We start from the raw sequence: 18,426 nt of genomic DNA on the forward strand, positions 1-18,426 counted from the left end.
TTTATCAGTTTCATCTCTTTTTCTCTATGGCGGGCATCGCATTAGGCGTCTTAGCGCTGGTTTTAGTGATGTCAGTGATGGATGGGTTTGAAGGTATTTTAAAACAACGTATTTTAGGTGCGGTGCCGCATGTACTAATAAAACCTATCTCTGCTACATCAGCCACACTTGATGTACAACAATTTAACGACATGATTCAAAACGCTGAGTTTAAACAAGACATAATCCAAGTTCTGCCCCTGGTGCAATCTGTCGCCATAATGCAATTACCCTCCGATTTAAAAGGTGTGATGGCACAAGGCATCAGTGACGACAAGTCCATCCCATTAGGAGTACTAAATAGTTTATCGAAAAGTCAATACTCTACTACGCCTGATGTAAGCAGTGCCGCCAGTTGGTCTCGTTTTATGGATAGTAAATATGGCATTATTGTTGGTCAATATCTGGCTATGGAATATGGCTTGGCGGTTGGCGATAAAATTAGGTTAATGATCAGCGGTACAAGTCATTACACGCCAATAGGGCGTATGCCGTCACAACGTACTTTTACCATTGTTGATATGTTCCATACCGAAAGCGAGATAGATGAACAGTTAGTCTTTGTTCGCTCACAAGATTTAAACCGATTAATGAGAAAATCTCCTGCTGACAATGAAGGTATAAGATTAGTACTTAATGATGCGTTTTTGGCGAATGAGATCGCACAGCAAATAACGGAATACTTTCCTGAGTCCGATTACAAAATTGAGAACTGGCATGATACGCACGGTAAGTTATTTGATGCGGTGAAAATGGAAAAAACAATGATGTGGTTCATGTTAAGTTTAATTATTTGTGTTGCCGCGTTTAACATTGTTTCAGCATTAGTCATGATGGTAACCAAAAAACAAAACGAAGTGGCCATATTAAAAACTCTAGGTATGACGCCAAATACTATTTCTAATATTTTTATTGTGCAAGGTGCCTACAACGGGGTTTTTGGTGCCTTATTAGGTGGTAGTGTTGGTGCGATATTAACCTTAAACTTAAATGGCTTTATGGCCGCCACAGGATTAAATTTTTTGGGCGTGGCCGGGATAGGATTACCCATAGAATTTAGTTGGTTGAAGTTAACTTATATTGTTAGTTTAGCCATCATAATGGCGCTATTAGCTAGTATTTACCCAGCCAAGAAAGCAGCACAGTTAATGCCTGCAGATGTATTACGTTATGAGTAAAACAATGAATAATGAAACAACAGATATGAACTTGGTTGAATGCCAAAATGTAATTAAACAATATGCCGATGTGTTAGATGCGAAATCTAAAGATCCTGCATTGATGACCCAAGTATTAAAAGGCATCAACTTAGATATTCGCCAAGGTGAGCAAATTGCTATTTTGGGACAATCGGGTTCCGGTAAAAGTACTTTGTTACATATTTTGGGGATGTTGGATGAACCGACATCCGGAGTGGTTAAAATTTTAGGTCAAGATATAACTGGCTTAAATGAAATCCAGCGAGCTCAGTTTAGAAACGAAAACATGGGGTTTATTTACCAATTTCATCATTTGTTAATGGAGTTCAGTGCATTAGAAAATGTTGCTATGCCTTTATTAATAAAAGGTGTAAGTAACCAAGAAGCAAATAAAGAGGCCGCTAAATTATTGGAGTTAGTTGGCTTATCACACCGATTAAATCATAATCCAGCCCAGTTATCAGGTGGTGAACGTCAGCGTGTTGCGATTGCTAGAGCCTTAGTTAACAAACCTAAGTTGGTATTAGCAGACGAACCAACAGGTAATTTAGATAAACAAAATGCCGAGCAGATCTTTAAGTTATTTATGCAGCTTAACCAAGAATTAGGCACCAGCTTGGTGGTAGTAACCCATGATTTGGAATTAGCGGCACGCTTTAGTCGAGTGATAAAACTCGATGACGGGTTAATAAGTTAAATCCAATGATGTCTAAATTTATTTCTTTTTTCAGTCCATCGGTACAGTTATCAGCGACATTTGCTCAACGTTATTACCATGCCGCTTTTCAAAATAAGTACATTCGGTTCATCAACCGGGCTTCCAAGATTGGAATAAGTGTAGGGGTGGCCGCGTTAATTATTGGGCTGTCAATAATGAACGGATTTGAACGAGAGTTAAAAAACTCGCTGTTAGCTGTTGTCCCTGATGTAGAATTTGAAGCGGTTAATGGAACGTTACCTAATTGGCACATTACCCAACACAGTATTTTACAAAACCCAAATGTATTAGGTGCAGCTCCTTATATAAAAGTGAATGCGATGGTGCAAAAGCAAAATGATTTAGAAGCCATATTGCTGCATGGTGTTTCACCAAAATTAGAAACTGAGGTAAATGCTACCTACAAATACATAAAAGCAGGGCGCTGGTTAACGGATAATCAATCAGCCACACAACCGAATACAGTAGAAGCGGTTATTGGCCAAGGTCTAGCCGACAAGCTCACTTTGGCAGTTGACGATGATATTGAATTACTTATCCCCAATACCTTAGCATCCGGCAAACTTGCCGCGCCTAAATATCTTAAAGCAAAAATTGCTGGTATTTATCAAATTGGTGGCCAAATGGATTATGGCCAGGTTTATGTGTCGTTAGACACAGTACAAGAAAAGTTTAATTGGACAGAACAACGAGCTGAAGGTATTAAAGTTGCGTTAACCGACCCTTTTAATGCACAAATTATTGCTCGTCAAATTGGCAGTAGTTTGCAAGATTATGTGTATGTATTGGACTGGTTTAGAACCAATGGGCATGTGTATAACGATATAGTGATGGTTAAAGACATTATGTATTTAGTCATGGTTTTAGTGATGTCGGTGGCCTGTTTTAATATCGTGTCGTCATTAACGATGGCGATTCAAGAAAAACACAGCGACATCGGCATATTAAAAACCATGGGATTAACGCCGGTGATTGTTAAACGAGTGTTTGTCATGATGGGGATGTTAACTGCGATAAAAGGCATTGGCTGGGGAATGGTTTGGGGAGTAGTGTTAACTCTTTGCATACCAGAATTGTTTAGTGTGGTTGAGCAATTATTTAATGTTAAAGCACTGGATGGTGAAGTGTATTTTATTGATTATTTACCAACAGAGTTAGACGTTGTGCAGGTACTTATTGTGTCAGTTACCGCCTTTATTATTGCCTATTTTGCGACGTTATACCCTGCAAGCAGGGCATCTAAATTGTCACCGGTGGAGTTGATTTCAGGGTGATAGCTCTATCTTTATGGCTTATCATTAAACATAAAAGTAGATCATAAAGAAATGACAAATCGCGCCGCCTAAAACAAACATATGCCAAATAGCGTGGTTAAACGGTATTTTTTTATTCACATAAAAATATACGCCAGAGGCATAACTTAATCCGCCAAACGCTAATAACATAAAACCATTGTGTTCCAGCGCGTCATACAATCTTGATATAAAAAATAGTGAAATAAAGCCCATTCCTAGGTAGGTGGCCAATGAAATTATTTTATATTGTGAACCAAATTTAATCTTAAAACCTATGCCTAACAAAGCCAAAAACCAAATAACCGCTAACATAACAAAACCTAACGTACCGCCTAATGTCACAGCCATAAGTGGAGTATAAGTACCGGCAATTAATAAATAAATGGCACAATGATCAAATAGCTTAAACAGCTTTTTTATCTGCGGTTGGTTAAAGGCATGATATAACGTTGAGGCTAAAAATAAGCTAGTTAAACTCAGTCCATACACCAAATAACTAAACAACAAAGTGAGGCTTTCAATCTCGCTGGCAGAAACTAATAACAAGGTTAAACCTGCAACACTCAATAAAGCGCCAATGCCATGACTGACAGAGTTGGCTATTTCTTCATTTACGGAATAACTTGCGAGTTTTGTTGTTGGTGTTTTTATATCTTTATTATTCATAATGACCTTTCAGCGTACACGTGTTCGCTGAATGATAACAGGTGTTTGTGACATTAGAAAGAATATTACTGCTACAAATTTAATCATATTAAATCTAATGGAATATATGCCATTAAACCTAAAGCATAAAAAAACCGAAATGTTTTAACATTCCGGCTTAATTAATTGTTGATGAATGACTAAGTACTTAATGAAATTGGTATAAACCAGTATTTAGCTTTTAATTTTCCAGCTACAGGTTTGTCCACCAAAAAATGGCACAATAGGGTTACCGTTTGGTAAAGTGATCTCGGCTGGAATCGTCCAGTCTTCTTTTACCAAGGTTATACTTGTGGTGTTACGCGGTAAGCCATAAAAATCAGCGCCATGATGTGAAGCAAAACCTTCAAGTTTATCGAGTGCCCCTAACTCATCAAATACATGGGTATATAATTCAATTGCACTCCAAGCGCTATAACAACCGGCACAACCACATGCATTTTCTTTTTTGTCTTTTTCATGAGGGGCAGAATCTGTGCCTAAGAAAAACTTTTTATTACCTGTGGCAACAACCGCTCTTAACGCTTGCTGGTGGGTATTACGTTTTAATACTGGCAGGCAATAATTATGCGGACGCACACCACCAACTAATAAGTCGTTACGGTTTAATAATAAATGTTGTGGAGTGATAGTCGCGGCAACGTTGTCATTGGCGGCGAGAACAAATTCAACGGCATCTTGAGTTGTGATGTGCTCAAACACCACTTTTAAATCAGGGAATGCACTAACAATACGGATCATGTTTTGATCGATGAACTCTTTTTCACGATCAAAAATATCTATGTGGTGGTCCGTGACTTCCCCATGCACTAACAACAACATGCCTTGTTTTTGCATTTCTTCAAAAATAGGAAATAAACTATCAAGTGCACTAACCGCTGCGTCAGAGTTTGTGGTAGCGCCTGCCGGGTATAATTTAGCGGCTAATGTGCCTGCGGCTTTGGCTTCAATAATATCTTCGCGACTCGTATCATTGGTTAAATACAAGGTCATAATAGGCTCAAAAGTGCTGCCTTGTGGACGTGCGGCTAATATTCTGTCTTTATAAGCACTTACCATTGCTGCGTTGGTAACAGGGGGAACTAAATTAGGCATAACAACAGCACGTTGAAAACAACGAGCGGTTGCAGGTACTGTCTCGTTTAGTATATCGCCGTCTCGAAAATGTAAGTGCCAGTCATCTGGTGTTTGAATTGTAATTTGAGTCATTGTTGATCCTGAAATTAGAAGTTATTAAGTGCAAATACACAGAGATATTTATATTCGTATTAGTTGTCTTTATTTTTATTTAGACGTTTTAATTTTCGGTCTGACCAAGCTCTTGCCACCGAATATCGCCATAATATATCGATACCAAAAAATCCAATAATGGCGCACACACTGGCGACGACAAGACAGCCAAACAAAAAGGTAGGGCCAATAGTTGATAAACTAGCAACTAACCAATCCCAACTCAATTGGAAGGCAAAGTTATGTCCCGTTGGACCTAAAATCCATTCACCAACTTTATAACAGCCATAAAATAATGGTGGCATCGTTAACGGGTTACTGATCCATACAAGACCAACTGAAAGCGGTAAGTTTACTTTAAAGATGATCGAAAATAATGCAGATAAGTACATCTGGAACGGCACGGGAATAAAGGCGTTAAATAGGCCTATTGCGAATGCGCCTCGTGCTGATTTACGGTTTAAATGCCATAAATTTGCATCGTGCAATAAGGTGCCAAACATATTAATTGCTTTGTTTTGTTTTATTTTTTGGTGGTCTGGTAAAAACCGTTTAATAAATTTTCTAGGCATCTTTTACACTTATTAGGCAGTTAGGAGCTGGCAGGATTTAACGCTTTAATCACAGATTAATGCTTAAATTACAACATAAAAAAATTAGGCTAAACTTACCTTAATTTGACCAATTTGTAATTATATTTGTTGTAAAAATGTTTCACTAAACAACAGTGGCAGTTTACCTTTCATTTTATAACAATAAAATAGGAATTAGCCATGGAATGGTGGATTGTTGCTTTAATACTAGGTCATTTATCGGCTTTGTTTTCTCCCATTTTATTGCCTACTAACCTCGTTTTAGCTGTTTTATTTATCACTCTCGCGTTAACTCTCACTCTAGTAAGAAATAGAAAAGGTCACTTTGTCATTAAAACCATCAATGGATATGTGATGGGGGCCGGTTTTGTGATGTTGACAGCCAATCTACATTACGCCAATTATTTTGTGACTAAAGATAAACAACAACTTATGATCAAAGGCAAAGTGAGTTCCGTTGTGGTTAAACAAGATAACCACGCATCGCAAAGCTTTAGTGTAATCATTGACGAAATAGATGGAATGCCGGTAGAACGAGCTTGGTATCAAGCCAATATTCAAGTTCGTTTAAATTGGTTTAAACCTAAATTACTGTTGCAACAAAGGGACGAGCTGCTTGCTACAATTAGGGTAAGCAAAGCACATGGTTATCAAAATACATTTGGCTTTGATTATAATCAGTGGTTATTCTCTAAACAGTTTCAGGCAAGTGGCAATATTAAAACAGTACACTCTTATTTAAGTTATTCTAACGTTCAATCCACAAGCCTTTTTTCTAACACCCAGCAAACCAGCACCAACAAACTAATATCAGCCACCAATGATTTAGCCACACAAAGTCTCATTTTGGCAATTGGCTTGGGTAATCGCAGTTTAATAAAAACGCAAGAATTTGAACGGTATAATCATATGGGGATCAGCCATTTATTAGCGATTTCGGGGTTACACATTGGCATCATTTATCTAGTCGTTAAATTGTTAATAAAGGGGTTATTAAAAGCCTTGCGCTTATCTTTACAGTATATGGTTGTACAAGTGCTCATATTAAGTGTGTTATGGAGTTATATCGCACTTATCAGTTTTCCGATATCAGCCACTAGAGCAGCATTATTAGTCACATTTTGGATCTTGCTTAATATCAGTTATACCAATGTAAATAAAATAAAGGCTTTGTTATTCGTTGCTCTATTTAGTTTGTTATTGGATCCCTTCGCCATTTTAACTGCAGCGTGGTGGTTAACCTTTTCTGCCGTATTGGGGATCGTGTTATTTATTCAAAAATATCCATCAAAAAAACTTGAGCTATCAAGAAGCGCTTCGAACCGACGGGGCACTCACATCAAAGATACATTTTTTGTTAACGCAATTGATGAATAAGTTGGTTTACTTAGTTAAATTTCAGGTGTTTATTACGTTGTGGATGGTGCCTGTTGTGATGTTTTGGTTTGGAGGGGTATCACTGTCTGGTGTATTAACCAACTTAATCGCGATTCCACTGTTTAGTTTGTTCATTGTGCCAGCTATATTTATAGGGACGGTGGTTGTCATGATTGACAATGTCGGTGTTGGTATAGACATATCGTCCTATATATTTTTGGGGGTTGATGCATTACTTAACCAATTAATTACAGTATTTAGTCATTATCCTATTTTTCATTATTGGGTAAATATCGCGAACGGTCTGTGGTTTTGGTTTTTGCTGTTAATCGGCCTTTTATTAGTTAGCCCTGTCTATTTGGTTACGTTTACTCAAAACCTTCGCTCGCTAAAAAGTAGATTTATATTAACGGGATCTATAATACTCCCATGTATATTAATCCTTGTTCCAATTGGCTTGAGTTTTCCAACATGGAACAGCAGTCCAAAAGACTCAAGCTGGCTAGCGAGGGCGTTGCAACCTAAATTAACTATGTACCTACTCGATGTAGGGCAAGGTACGTCCGTATTATTCCAGCAAGGGCACTCTGCTTTTATTTACGATTTAGGGCCTATTTACCCATCTGGTTTTAATGCGACACAATCGGTGGTTCAACCTATGTTAGTTGGGGTAGGGATCACTGATATTCGGCATATAGTAATCTCTCATAATGACAGTGATCACATCGGTGATATTAAGGCTTTGGGTAAACAAGCGAATATCAAGGACAAAATACTGACTTGTACAGCACAATCGTATAAATGGGGTCGTACTCAAATTGACATCATTTGGCCCAATCATATTGCGTATCAAGACATAAACGATCTGTCAAAAAACGACACCAGTTGTGTGATTAAGTTAACCGATGAACTTACCCATTTATCTGTGTTATTAACCGGGGATATCACGGCTAAAATTGAACGGAGATTGGTTAAAATGCATAATCAACAGCAGATTAATTTAAAGTCAGATTTACTTATTTCCGCACATCACGGCAGTAAATATTCATCAACTAGCGATTTTATTAACGCGGTGTCAGCCACTAAGGTATTACACAGTGCAGGCGTAAATAATCGGTTTGGATTCCCAACCAAGGAAGTGATCCAACGATTTAATGCATCAGGCATGACGGCATCCGAGGTGAATGAAATTAATCAAGTTAACAGCAAACAAACAAAAATAAGTGCCAATAACAAGGTAAATCAATATTCAACCAATCAAGTCGGCATGATAAAAGTGGAATTTGATAAACCATGGTTTGAAATTAACCATAGCCAGTACAAAGTCATAGAGACTCAATTGAACGTGAGTGGTTATTTAAATCATTGGCAGCCATTTTGGAAAAAACAAAATCCTTTTAGTTTTACATCAGAAATACGGTAGAATACCAACTCATTTGATCCCTTTATGTTAATTTTTGAAAAGGCGCCATTTTTGAATTCAACTACGATTAAAAAAGAAGGTACGTTTAAACGTCTATTTCAGTATATAAAGCCGTTTAAGTTTGTATTCGCGATTGCCATAATAGGTATGGTGATCAATGCTTCTATCGATGCATTATTTATTTCTAAAATCCAAACCTTTATCGACGAAGGTATCACAGAGCAAAGTTCCACCGTCTTAGCTTACGCCCCTATTTTTGTCATTATCGTGTTCTTGTTAAGAGGCATGTCAAACTATATGGCGACCTTTGGATTAGGCTGGGTTGGCTCTAAAATCGTGATGAACTTACGACAAGAGTTATACGAAAAAATCATGTCATTACCTGTGAGTTTTCATGACAGTAACTCCACCGGGAAACTCATTTCTAAAATCACCTACGATACAGAACAATTAGAAAGTGCGTGCAGTAAAGCGCTGTTAGTTATGGTACGTGAAGGTGCATTTGTTATCGGTTTAATGACCATCATGTTTTACCATAGTTGGCAATTATCAATTGCCATATTAGTGCTAGTGCCTTTTGTTGCGGTCGTTGTCACTTATGTAACTAAACGTTTTAGAGTGATCTCAAAACGCATCCAACAAGCTATGGGTAATGTGACCCGCCAGTCAGAACAAATGATTTCAGGACATAAAGTCATTTTAGCCTTTGGCGGCCAAGAAAAAGAGAAAACTGAATTCCAAAATATCAACAACCATAATCGTCAGCAAAAGATGAAAATGGTTTCGACTAGCGTTTTAAGCGTATCTTCCATCCAAGTTATTGCATCTTTTGCTCTTGCGGCTGTTTTATATATGGCGTCAAGTCCTGAAATGTTGAAAAGTTTAACGCCAGGTACTTTCACCGTGGTTATTACGTCTATGATGACGTTATTACGTCCATTAAAACAATTAACTAATGTAAACAGTGAGTTTCAACGAGGCATCACCGCGGCTAAAAGTGTATTTGAGGTATTAGATGAAGAGTCTGAAAGTAATACCGGTACTATCGTTAAAGATTCAATTAAAGGCCAAATAAACTTTAAAAACTTAAGTTTTTGTTACCCAAATAGTGAAGTACAAGTTATTAAAAACTTGAACTTAGAAGTCGAAGCTGGGACAACAGTTGCCTTAGTTGGTCGTTCAGGCAGCGGTAAAACCACCATATCCAACTTTATCCCTCGATATTATTATCCAGCTCAAGGGCAAGTAGAAATAGATGGGGTTAATATCAATGATTTTGAATTATCCAACTTACGTTCCCATATTGCTTTAGTTTCTCAACACGTCACATTATTTAATGACAGTATTGCTGCCAATATTGCGTATGGTGATAAAAAAGTAACAAGAGCTGAAATTGAGCATGCGGCTGAATTGGCTCACGTTACCGAATTTGCTGCCAATATGGAATTGGGCTTAGACACCGAAGTCGGTGAAAATGGGGTGTTATTATCTGGCGGACAACGTCAACGCATTGCGATAGCTCGGGCTATTTTGCGTAATGCGCCAATTCTTATCATGGATGAAGCGACATCGGCACTGGATACAGAATCCGAACGTGCTATTCAAGATGCACTGGATAAGTTAATGAAAAACCGTACTAGCATTGTGATTGCCCATAGACTTTCCACCATAGAAAAAGCCAATAAGATCATTGTGATGGAACAAGGTGAAATATTAGAGCAGGGCAGTCATGCTGAGTTAATCCAAAAACAAGGTGCTTACGCTGCATTACATCAATTACAGTTTAGTGAAAGTTAATCCAATGTTAACCAGTCAGTTGAGAACCAAATGAATTGGATTGAACGTGGTTGGTATTCAGCCAGTAAATTAAATTTTATTTTATTGCCTTTAACTGTTTTGTTCTGGTTATTGTCGAGCGTGCGTAAGTGGCTGTTTAAATTAGGTTTAAAACAAACTATCCAATCACCATTACCTGTCATAGTCGTTGGGAATATCTCAGTTGGCGGCACAGGTAAAACGCCTTTTGTTATTTATTTAGTTGAGCTATTGCGTCAACAAGGTTTTGAACCTGCCATTGTTAGTAGAGGGTACGGAGCAGAGAAAAGTAACGATGAGCCTTTCCCACGTTTAGTCACTCCAGAGTTACCTGTGAATTTATCGGGAGATGAACCTAAATTATTGTATTTACGTACCCAGTGTCCCGTGGTTATTGGTTCAGACAGAGCACAAGCGGTTCAGTTTGTTAAAGATAACACCCGTGCCAATATCGTTATTTCGGATGACGGTTTACAACATTATAAAATGGCACGAGATATTGAAATTGTATTATTAGATGCCAAACGAATGTTTGGCAATGGTTGGTTATTACCGGTAGGCCCTTTACGTGAATTACCATCGAGATTACAAACGGTGGATTTAACTTTAATTAATTCAGGAAGTGAAACCTCTGAAGAACAAGACCAAGCAAAAACAGAGAAAGAATATCAACTGGCTGCAGAGATTGCCTATAACCTGTTAACACCAAACTTAACCTTGAGCACGAATACTAAGGTCAAGTTAGTATCAGGTATTGGAAACCCGCAACGATTTTTGTCTACGGCGTTAACGATGGGATACCAAGTAGATGACACACTCTGGTTTGCTGATCACCATCAGTTTAAGGCGCAAGACTTTGAGCGTTTTAATCTAGATGACATTATCTTATTGACAGAAAAAGATGCCGTGAAATGTCGAGCATTTGCACAAGATAACTGGTATGTATTACCTATTTCAGCGGTGATATCAAAACAAGTTGAATTAAAATTATTAGAGCTGATCAATGATCTACCAAAGGCTCATTAATAGAAATCTTATTAAATATAAGCATAAATTAATCATAGAATACTGTGTTATTAAGTTAACTCAGACGTATTGAATAAAGGAAATGGCATATGGCATTTGATAAAAAATTATTAGAAATATTGGCTTGTCCAATTTGTAAATCTCAGTTGATCTTTAATAAAGAACTTAATGAATTAGTGTGTAAAGCCGACAAATTAGCTTATGCCATTAAAGACGATATTCCGGTGATGTTAGAGAATGAAGCACGCCAACTAACGTTAGAAGAATTAGAACAAATTAAATAATTGATTTGAAACCTGTAATACGGAACTGCCAATGTCACAACAAAAACATAACTTTATCGTAGTCATCCCAGCACGTTATGACTCTTCAAGATTACCAGGTAAGCCTTTGGCCGATATTGGTGGTAAACCTATGGTTCAATGGGTCTATGAACGTTCAATTAAAAGTGGTGCTAAACAAGTAATTGTTGCCACTGATGACAAACGTGTTGAGCAAGTGGTACGTGATTTTGGCGGTGAAGTGTGTATGACGTCGGTTGCACATACCTCAGGTACAGAACGTTTAGCGGAAGTGGTTAAAAAGTATGAATTTGCTGACGATGAGATAATCGTTAATGTTCAAGGCGACGAACCTATGATCCCATCGGCTAACATTAGCCAAGTTGCAAATAACCTGTCTCAATACTTATTAAACTCAGCAACTAATCAATCAAATAAAAATGTTGGTATGGCGACCCTTGCTGAGCCAGTTTGTTCAAGAGCAGAATTAGCCAACCCTAACGTGGTTAAAGTGGTCACCGATAAAGATGGTTTAGCATTGTACTTTTCTCGTTCTGTATTGCCCTTTGATCGTGACGGTAAAGAAGATGAATTAAATTACGGTTATTTAAGGCATATTGGTATTTACGCTTATAAAGTGGGTTTTATAAAACAATACGTAAGTTGGCCTGTTTCACAATTAGAACAAATAGAATCGTTAGAACAATTACGAGTATTATGGCAAGGCCAATCTATCCATGTGGCAGAAGCGGTTGAACCCCCGCCTGCTGGTGTCGATACAGCAGAAGATCTAGAACAAGTTCGCCGTTTAGTTGCTAGTTTAAAGAGTTTTTAATCTTGAATATAACTCTTATATTTGAACACCCTGATTTTTATGTAGTTGATAAGCCAGAGGGCGTTGGCTTTCATGATGAAGATGTTGCCATGGCAAATAAACAGGGTACTGATGGAACGGACATAAAAGAAAAACAAATGGGTTTTTTTAACTTATGTGCAGCCCATTTTTCTGAAACCTTATTTCCGGTACACAGGTTAGACAAACTGACCAGTGGGTTATTAATTTTGGCTCGCAACAAAAAAGCGGCAATTTGGTTTCAGCAAGCATTTGAGAATAAACAAATTCAAAAATACTATTTAGCGTTATCGATTGGGAAGCCCAAAAAGAAACAAGGTAGTATTATCGGAGACATGGCTAAAGCCCGTTTGTCTCAGTGGAAATTGATAAAAACCAAAGAAAACCCGAGCATTACCCGGTTTTTTAATTGGGGATTAACATGCCCATCCACCACTGGCTTAAGATTGTTTTTAGTTAAACCTGAAACGGGTAAAACACATCAAATTAGAGTCGCCCTTAAAAGTCTAGGCTCCGCTATATTGGGGGACAAACTTTATGGTGGTCAAGACAGTGATAGAGGTTACTTACACGCATTAATGCTTAATTTTACTTATAGCGAACAAGAGATAAAGTTAATGTCTTTTCCAAGTTCAGGGGCATTGTTTGTTGATAATAAAAACCGTATTTCTGAATTGGTTCAGCAGCCAGAGTTACATAACTGGCCAAGTAAATAAGCCAAAAAAACTAACTCATAACTTCAATTGATAAGACAACAGTAAACAAAATGACAGATTACGAAACACGTTTTGGTGGCATAAGTCGCTTATACGGTACACAACAAGCAGAATGGATCCAACAAGCACGAATTTGTATTGTTGGCATTGGTGGCGTAGGGACTTGGGTTGCAGAAGCGTTGGCGCGCACAGGTGTTGGCCATATAACACTCATTGATCTCGATGATATCTGTATGACCAATACCAATCGTCAAATTCATGCCATGGTTGGCACTGTCGGGCAGGCTAAAGTTGATGTGATGGCTGAGCGAATTAAAGCCATTAATCCGGTTTGTAATGTTATTTGCATTGAAGACTTTATTACTGCGGATAATCTAATTGAAATGATTGGCACAAAAGAACACAGCAAGTTTGATTATGTGATCGATGCCATTGACAGTATTAACGCCAAAACATCTCTGATCGCGCATTGTAAGCGTAATAAGATAGGTTTGTTGGTGACCGGAGGTGCTGGTGGACAGACTGATCCCAGCCAAATCCAATTTTCAGATTTAGCTAAAACAACTCATGATCCATTATTATCAAAAGTAAGAAATTTATTACGTCGTGACTTTAATTTTAGTAAAAATCCAAAACGTAAATTTGGTGTAGACTGTGTGTTTAGCACTGAGCAATTACAGTACCCGCAAGCCGATGGTAGTGTATGTCAAATGAAAGCCAATGCTAAAGGCTCAATGCGTTTGGACTGTAACATGGGATTTGGTGCCGCGACTATGGTAACAGGCACGTTTGGCTTTTTTGCAGCATCCAAAGCGATTAATAAAATCTTGCAAAAAAAGCAGCGTGAATTAGAAACCTGATCACAACCCTGTATAAACACGATTAATAACCAAGTCTAGCTCACAAGGTTAGTCTATTTCACCGCCACAGCTTAACTCTATGGATGCGTTATGACATTTTTAGTTAATATTCCCAATAGACCGCTAGATAAATTAATTACTCGCTTAAAACAAGATATTCCAGAAAATGAAATAGAAATTTGGCCAGATGTTAAAGACCCTGACAAAGTTGAATTTGCCTTAGTATGGAAACATCAACATGGCTCACTAAAGGCATTTAAAAACTTAAAAGCTATTTCTTCTTTTGGTGCAGGGGTTGACTCTATCATCTCTGATCCTGACTTACCTAAAGTACCTATCTGTAGAATTGTAGACCCAGATTTAGCCGTTAATATGGCGCAATATGTATTAACCATGATTCAGCATCATAAACTACGCTTGCCACAATTTAATCAACAACAAAGTGAAAACTTATGGAAACCTAAATCCCCTAGAAAAGGCAACAAAGTAGGGGTCTTAGGGCTAGGGCAGTTAGGTTGTAAAACTGCAGAAGTCTTATTAAATGCAGGTTTTGATGTATCAGGTTGGAGTAGAACGTTAAAAGATATTGATAATGTTGATTGTTACACTGGAGATAGTGGTTTTAAAACCCTAGTCACTAATTCTGATTATTTAGTGTGTTTATTACCTTTGACAGACAAAACCCATAATATTCTAAACGCAGATGTATTCTCTATGATGCCAAATCACGCTGTACTAATTAATGTGGCTAGAGGGGAGCATGTGGTTGATGACGATTTGATAGTAGCCTTAGATAACCAAGTGATCGACTTTGCCTATTTAGATGTATTTAGACAAGAACCATTGCCAGCAGAACATCCATTTTGGTCCTCAACTCAAATTCAGATTACGCCGCATGTTTCTGCGGTTACCAATGTTGAAACTGCCGTTACCCAAATAGTTGAAAATTATTATTTGCAACAACAAATTAAGCCATTAAAAAACGTAATTGATCCGAGTGCTAACTATTAATGATTAGCTAAATAAGTTAAACGCGTATTCTTCAGTAAGTGTTTATAAATTAAAAATAAAAAAACCAGTAGTGAATCACTACTGGTTTTTTATTGTTACTAATATATATCTAAATTAAATTTAGAATAATACTTTAGCACCTAAGTAGAAACGACGAGGTTCAACCCAGTCTTTTGCTTCGCCAAATGCGAATGTACCACTACCGGCAACTAACTGCTCTTCTTCAACAACCGCTTGGTCATCTAAGATGTTAAAGATGTCTAAGAAGAATTCTGTTTCAAAGTCACCAAACATGTGAGTGTATTTAACACGAACATCTAAAGTACCGTAAGCTGGAGTAGTTTCACTTGCTACGTTACCTGGTGCAATCCAAGTACCGTCATAACCACCGAAGTCATAAGACGCAGTCTCACGTAATGGTAATAAACGACCGTATACGTTAGTTGCGCGGTTATAAGAAGTACCAGAGTTCCAGTTATAAATACCACCTACTTCAAAACCGTTGTCGAAGTAGTAAGTACCTAAGAGCTTGAACTGATGTTCAACGTTACCAGGCTGTTTGTCGTACATGTTAGGAGCACGAGGGTCTAGGTAGTAGAAGTCACCTTGTAAGTCAGCATTACCGTCTGAGTTAGAGTTACCTTCTGCATCATTGTAAGTATAAGATGCAAGCATGCTCCAGTTTTCAGTACGTAATTTCTTAAATGTTACTTCAATACCTTGGTAATCACGTTTACCGCCTTCTAACGTAGCAAGAACGTAGTTAGAACCAGGGTTTTCAGTGTAACCAAAGTAAGATAATGGAAGCGCTAAATCAGAACCCCATAATTGACCGCCTTCAGTGTAAACACCTAAGTCGTAATCTTCTAGAATATCTCTAGTCGCACGGTTTGTATACGTTACAGAGATATTAGTATCTTCAGTTAAGTTAGTTGAATAACCTACTAAGAACTCATCTGTATATGGTGTTTTAGTTGTAGGAGCAAAGAATGCATCCTGTGTTGCAACACCACCACGAGTACGGAACGTAGCCCATTCACCGTTAACAAATACTTGTTCTTCACGAACAGAACCCGTTAAGTTACCAGCGAATGACGTCATGTCTGTACGAACTGGGTCATAATAACGACCAACGAATGCCCAAACTTTAGAGTCACCGTCACCATTAATGTCATATACAGCACTTAAACGGTGAGCAATATCCCAATCAAATGTGAAGATGCTTGCGCCTGTTGATGCAAAATGTTCCCATCTCTCAGCACGTAAACCAACATTTAATGTTAAGTCATCAATCGTTACACTGTCTTGAATGTAAAAAGTTTGACCTTTAGTTTCAAGTTTAGACTCAGCTTGTTGCGTTTGAATGATTCTGTAAGCATTAACGTCACCAGTTGGGTTACCAGCTGTGCTGTTAAATACAATGTTCGGTACATCAGCTACATCGATACCGGCGCCATCAGCAATACGTTGTGCATCATCGTCAGAAAGATCGATTGTGCCAACCCAAGCAGGATCATTAGCATAAACATCAAATGTTACACCAGCATCAGCAGCTGCAATTGAAGTGTATTGAGCGCCATCACCTGTGTATACAGAGTTTGTGATATTTTCATTAGTCTCAGCAGAGTAACCCGCTTCGATTGTGTGATATCCGTAATCAGTATCTAAGTAGTATTCAGCATTAACATAGTAGCTTGATTTGTTACGGTTACGTAACGTATCAGAACCTAGACCACCAAGGTCAGTACTAGTTTGTGTAGCTGTACTTGCATTAGTTAAGAAAGCAACGTCATTACGCGTAGACTTGTCTTTTGCAACATCAGATAATTCTGATTCATGGCTCATGTAACCAGCATTAATTACTAGGTCATCCCAAGCGTGAGAGTAATCAATTTTGAAGTTATCGCCACCTTGTTTACGAGCACGATCTCGGTTAGTTAATGTATCAAATGCATTACTACCAGAAACGTCAGTAGGGTCACTGAAATAAGTAAATACTAAACGATCGTCTTCCGTTGCTTGCCACGTTAATTTACCAAAACCTAATGTGCTTTCATTTTCAACTGAACGAGCAACTTCACCCGTTAGTGGATCAGCAACATCGTCTTCACGATTTTTGATTTGGTAAGAAGCGAAGAACCAAAGTTCATCTTTAATTATTGGACCACCTAATGTTACGGCAGTATCAAACGTAGAGAAGCCACTTTTTGATTTAGTAGGGCTTTCATAGTCGCTTACTAAACTATCATTTTGTAGGTAATAGTTAACAGAACCGTGGAATTCATTACTACCAGATTTAGTAACAACTCGAGATACAAGACCTGAACCACCTGCATACTTAGCAGGGATAGCGCCAGTAATAACTTGTTGTTCTTGAATGATTTCTGAGTTGATGTTACCACCAAAAGTACCAGTTACATTATCTGTTACGTTAACGCCATCGATGTAATAAACGTTATCTGTAGAAGAACCTGTAGTACCACCTGCATCAGAGTAGTTAACACCTGATTTAGAAGACGGGTTACCGCCTGTACTAGGTTTAACACCTGGCGTTAATTGTAAATAACTTTGGTAAGAACGACCTGTAGGTAGTGACTCTGTCATATCAAGAGTAATATCCATACCTGTTGTTGCAGAAGTCGTATCGATAGCTGAGATAGCACGGCCAGAAACTGTAATTGTTTCCATGCCGCTGTCAGCAGTACTTACTGCGTAATTAAGGTTTAAGCTTTTACCTGTAATTACACGTACGTCACTTGCTTCAAATGACTGAATGTCAGAACCGTTGATGCTTACTGTATATTGATTTGATGCGTCCAAGCCTCTAAGAGATACGTAACCTTCGGCATCAGAAACAGCAGTTTTACTTACTAAAGCATCTGGCGCTTTTACTAATACAGTTGCACCTGCAATAGCATTGCCATTTTTATCCGTTACTTTAATTTTTAATCCGCCAGTTTCAGCTGCCATAACAGTACTTGACAAGCCAAGTGCTGCAGCAACTGCAAAAGCGGTTAAACTATTTCTAAAATTATTCATATTTTGGTTCCTAGTTATATTGTTGTTTTTTTTGTAAAAAGTCTAAATCAGACAAGCTACGCTGAATTTATACATTTTACTGGAGCCGATGTTAAATGCATTGGAAAGAAACATTCAATACATTTTTATTGAAATGTAAACTTTTGTATCAAAACGAGTGCAATATATAGCTCAAAGGCTTTACATATTGGGGGAGACGGGATAGTTCGTGGAAATGTGTCTAATTTGTAAATAAATATGTCAAAT

The 18,426-nt window shown here is 37.9% G+C and carries 16 protein-coding genes; 12 read left to right on the top strand and 4 right to left on the bottom strand.

Annotation, left to right across the window (positions count from 1 at the left end; genetic code table 11):
* The first annotated feature begins 26 nt into the window (after window positions 1–26).
* From RT723_RS17185 to RT723_RS17195, 3 genes are read left to right on the top strand one after another with little or no spacing between them, the layout of a single operon-like run.
* Window positions 27–1,217: an FtsX-like permease family protein gene (locus RT723_RS17185; protein WP_315948369.1), complete on the top strand. Its 1,191-nt coding sequence runs from the start codon at window positions 27–29 to the stop codon at window positions 1,215–1,217.
* Window positions 1,218–1,221: 4 nt separating this feature from the next.
* Window positions 1,222–1,935, top strand: a complete 714-nt coding sequence (lolD, locus tag RT723_RS17190; protein ID WP_428983698.1) for a lipoprotein-releasing ABC transporter ATP-binding protein LolD — start codon at window positions 1,222–1,224, stop codon at window positions 1,933–1,935.
* A 5-nt stretch (window positions 1,936–1,940) separates the two neighbouring features.
* Complete coding sequence (locus RT723_RS17195; RefSeq protein WP_315948370.1) at window positions 1,941–3,230, top strand: lipoprotein-releasing ABC transporter permease subunit; 1,290 nt, start codon at window positions 1,941–1,943, stop codon at window positions 3,228–3,230.
* 24 nt (window positions 3,231–3,254) lie between these two features.
* Here the strand turns inward: RT723_RS17195 and trhA are convergent, their stop codons facing one another.
* The 3 genes from trhA to RT723_RS17210 all read right to left on the bottom strand — a co-directional run bounded on the left by trhA (window position 3,255) and on the right by RT723_RS17210 (window position 5,758).
* A complete protein-coding gene (gene trhA / locus RT723_RS17200) occupies window positions 3,255–3,917 on the bottom strand; it encodes a PAQR family membrane homeostasis protein TrhA (RefSeq protein ID WP_315948371.1) in 663 nt (220 codons plus the stop codon).
* A 213-nt stretch (window positions 3,918–4,130) separates the two neighbouring features.
* Entirely contained in the window at window positions 4,131–5,165 is a 1,035-nt protein-coding gene (gene pyrC, locus RT723_RS17205) for a dihydroorotase (protein WP_216053549.1), read from the bottom strand.
* 59 nt (window positions 5,166–5,224) lie between these two features.
* Entirely contained in the window at window positions 5,225–5,758 is a 534-nt protein-coding gene (locus RT723_RS17210) for a DUF2062 domain-containing protein (RefSeq protein WP_315948372.1), read from the bottom strand.
* A 201-nt stretch (window positions 5,759–5,959) separates the two neighbouring features.
* Between RT723_RS17210 and RT723_RS17215 the strand changes: the two genes are divergently transcribed.
* The 9 genes from RT723_RS17215 to RT723_RS17255 all read left to right on the top strand — a co-directional run bounded on the left by RT723_RS17215 (window position 5,960) and on the right by RT723_RS17255 (window position 15,141).
* Complete coding sequence (locus tag RT723_RS17215; protein ID WP_315948373.1) at window positions 5,960–7,156, top strand: ComEC/Rec2 family competence protein; 1,197 nt, start codon at window positions 5,960–5,962, stop codon at window positions 7,154–7,156.
* Window positions 7,149–8,579 (top strand): ComEC/Rec2 family competence protein, encoded by a 1,431-nt coding sequence (locus RT723_RS17220; protein ID WP_487379621.1) that lies wholly within the window; start codon window positions 7,149–7,151, stop codon window positions 8,577–8,579. Before RT723_RS17215 ends, RT723_RS17220 begins: the two co-directional genes overlap by 8 nt.
* A gap of 24 nt (window positions 8,580–8,603) precedes the next feature.
* Window positions 8,604–10,376, top strand: coding sequence for a lipid A export permease/ATP-binding protein MsbA (gene msbA / locus RT723_RS17225; RefSeq protein ID WP_216053552.1), 1,773 nt, complete (start codon window positions 8,604–8,606; stop codon window positions 10,374–10,376).
* A 30-nt stretch (window positions 10,377–10,406) separates the two neighbouring features.
* Entirely contained in the window at window positions 10,407–11,420 is a 1,014-nt protein-coding gene (lpxK, locus tag RT723_RS17230; RefSeq protein ID WP_315948374.1) for a tetraacyldisaccharide 4'-kinase, read from the top strand.
* Between the two features lie 89 nt (window positions 11,421–11,509).
* Entirely contained in the window at window positions 11,510–11,704 is a 195-nt protein-coding gene (locus RT723_RS17235; RefSeq protein WP_216053554.1) for a Trm112 family protein, read from the top strand.
* A gap of 31 nt (window positions 11,705–11,735) precedes the next feature.
* On the top strand, window positions 11,736–12,536 hold the full coding sequence (gene kdsB / locus RT723_RS17240; RefSeq protein ID WP_315948376.1) for a 3-deoxy-manno-octulosonate cytidylyltransferase: 801 nt from the start codon (window positions 11,736–11,738) through the stop codon (window positions 12,534–12,536).
* A 2-nt stretch (window positions 12,537–12,538) separates the two neighbouring features.
* Entirely contained in the window at window positions 12,539–13,270 is a 732-nt protein-coding gene (locus RT723_RS17245; RefSeq protein ID WP_315948378.1) for a TIGR01621 family pseudouridine synthase, read from the top strand.
* A 50-nt stretch (window positions 13,271–13,320) separates the two neighbouring features.
* Window positions 13,321–14,130, top strand: a complete 810-nt coding sequence (gene tcdA / locus RT723_RS17250) for a tRNA cyclic N6-threonylcarbamoyladenosine(37) synthase TcdA (RefSeq protein WP_315948380.1) — start codon at window positions 13,321–13,323, stop codon at window positions 14,128–14,130.
* A 90-nt stretch (window positions 14,131–14,220) separates the two neighbouring features.
* Window positions 14,221–15,141, top strand: coding sequence for a 2-hydroxyacid dehydrogenase (locus tag RT723_RS17255; RefSeq protein WP_315948382.1), 921 nt, complete (start codon window positions 14,221–14,223; stop codon window positions 15,139–15,141).
* Window positions 15,142–15,261: 120 nt separating this feature from the next.
* Here RT723_RS17255 and RT723_RS17260 read toward each other — a convergent pair whose 3' ends face one another.
* The gene (locus RT723_RS17260; protein WP_315948383.1) at window positions 15,262–18,180 is read right to left on the bottom strand and encodes an outer membrane beta-barrel protein; all 2,919 of its coding nucleotides are present in this window, start codon (window positions 18,178–18,180) and stop codon (window positions 15,262–15,264) included.
* Window positions 18,181–18,426 lie beyond the last annotated feature (246 nt).

Source organism: Psychrosphaera aquimarina (assembly GCF_032461525.1).
Lineage (GTDB): Bacteria > Pseudomonadota > Gammaproteobacteria > Enterobacterales > Alteromonadaceae > Psychrosphaera > Psychrosphaera aquimarina.

Coding starts and splice junctions, on each gene's coding strand:
- RT723_RS17185 (WP_315948369.1), top strand. CDS start 27: ATGGCGGGCATCGCATTAGGCGTCTTAGCGCTGGTTTTAGTGATGTCA.
- lolD (WP_428983698.1), top strand. CDS start 1,222: ATGAATAATGAAACAACAGATATGAACTTGGTTGAATGCCAAAATGTA.
- RT723_RS17195 (WP_315948370.1), top strand. CDS start 1,941: ATGATGTCTAAATTTATTTCTTTTTTCAGTCCATCGGTACAGTTATCA.
- trhA (WP_315948371.1), bottom strand. CDS start 3,917: ATGAATAATAAAGATATAAAAACACCAACAACAAAACTCGCAAGTTAT.
- pyrC (WP_216053549.1), bottom strand. CDS start 5,165: ATGACTCAAATTACAATTCAAACACCAGATGACTGGCACTTACATTTT.
- RT723_RS17210 (WP_315948372.1), bottom strand. CDS start 5,758: ATGCCTAGAAAATTTATTAAACGGTTTTTACCAGACCACCAAAAAATA.
- RT723_RS17215 (WP_315948373.1), top strand. CDS start 5,960: ATGGAATGGTGGATTGTTGCTTTAATACTAGGTCATTTATCGGCTTTG.
- RT723_RS17220 (WP_487379621.1), top strand. CDS start 7,149: ATGAATAAGTTGGTTTACTTAGTTAAATTTCAGGTGTTTATTACGTTG.
- msbA (WP_216053552.1), top strand. CDS start 8,604: ATGTTAATTTTTGAAAAGGCGCCATTTTTGAATTCAACTACGATTAAA.
- lpxK (WP_315948374.1), top strand. CDS start 10,407: ATGAATTGGATTGAACGTGGTTGGTATTCAGCCAGTAAATTAAATTTT.
- RT723_RS17235 (WP_216053554.1), top strand. CDS start 11,510: ATGGCATTTGATAAAAAATTATTAGAAATATTGGCTTGTCCAATTTGT.
- kdsB (WP_315948376.1), top strand. CDS start 11,736: ATGTCACAACAAAAACATAACTTTATCGTAGTCATCCCAGCACGTTAT.
- tcdA (WP_315948380.1), top strand. CDS start 13,321: ATGACAGATTACGAAACACGTTTTGGTGGCATAAGTCGCTTATACGGT.
- RT723_RS17255 (WP_315948382.1), top strand. CDS start 14,221: ATGACATTTTTAGTTAATATTCCCAATAGACCGCTAGATAAATTAATT.
- RT723_RS17260 (WP_315948383.1), bottom strand. CDS start 18,180: ATGAATAATTTTAGAAATAGTTTAACCGCTTTTGCAGTTGCTGCAGCA.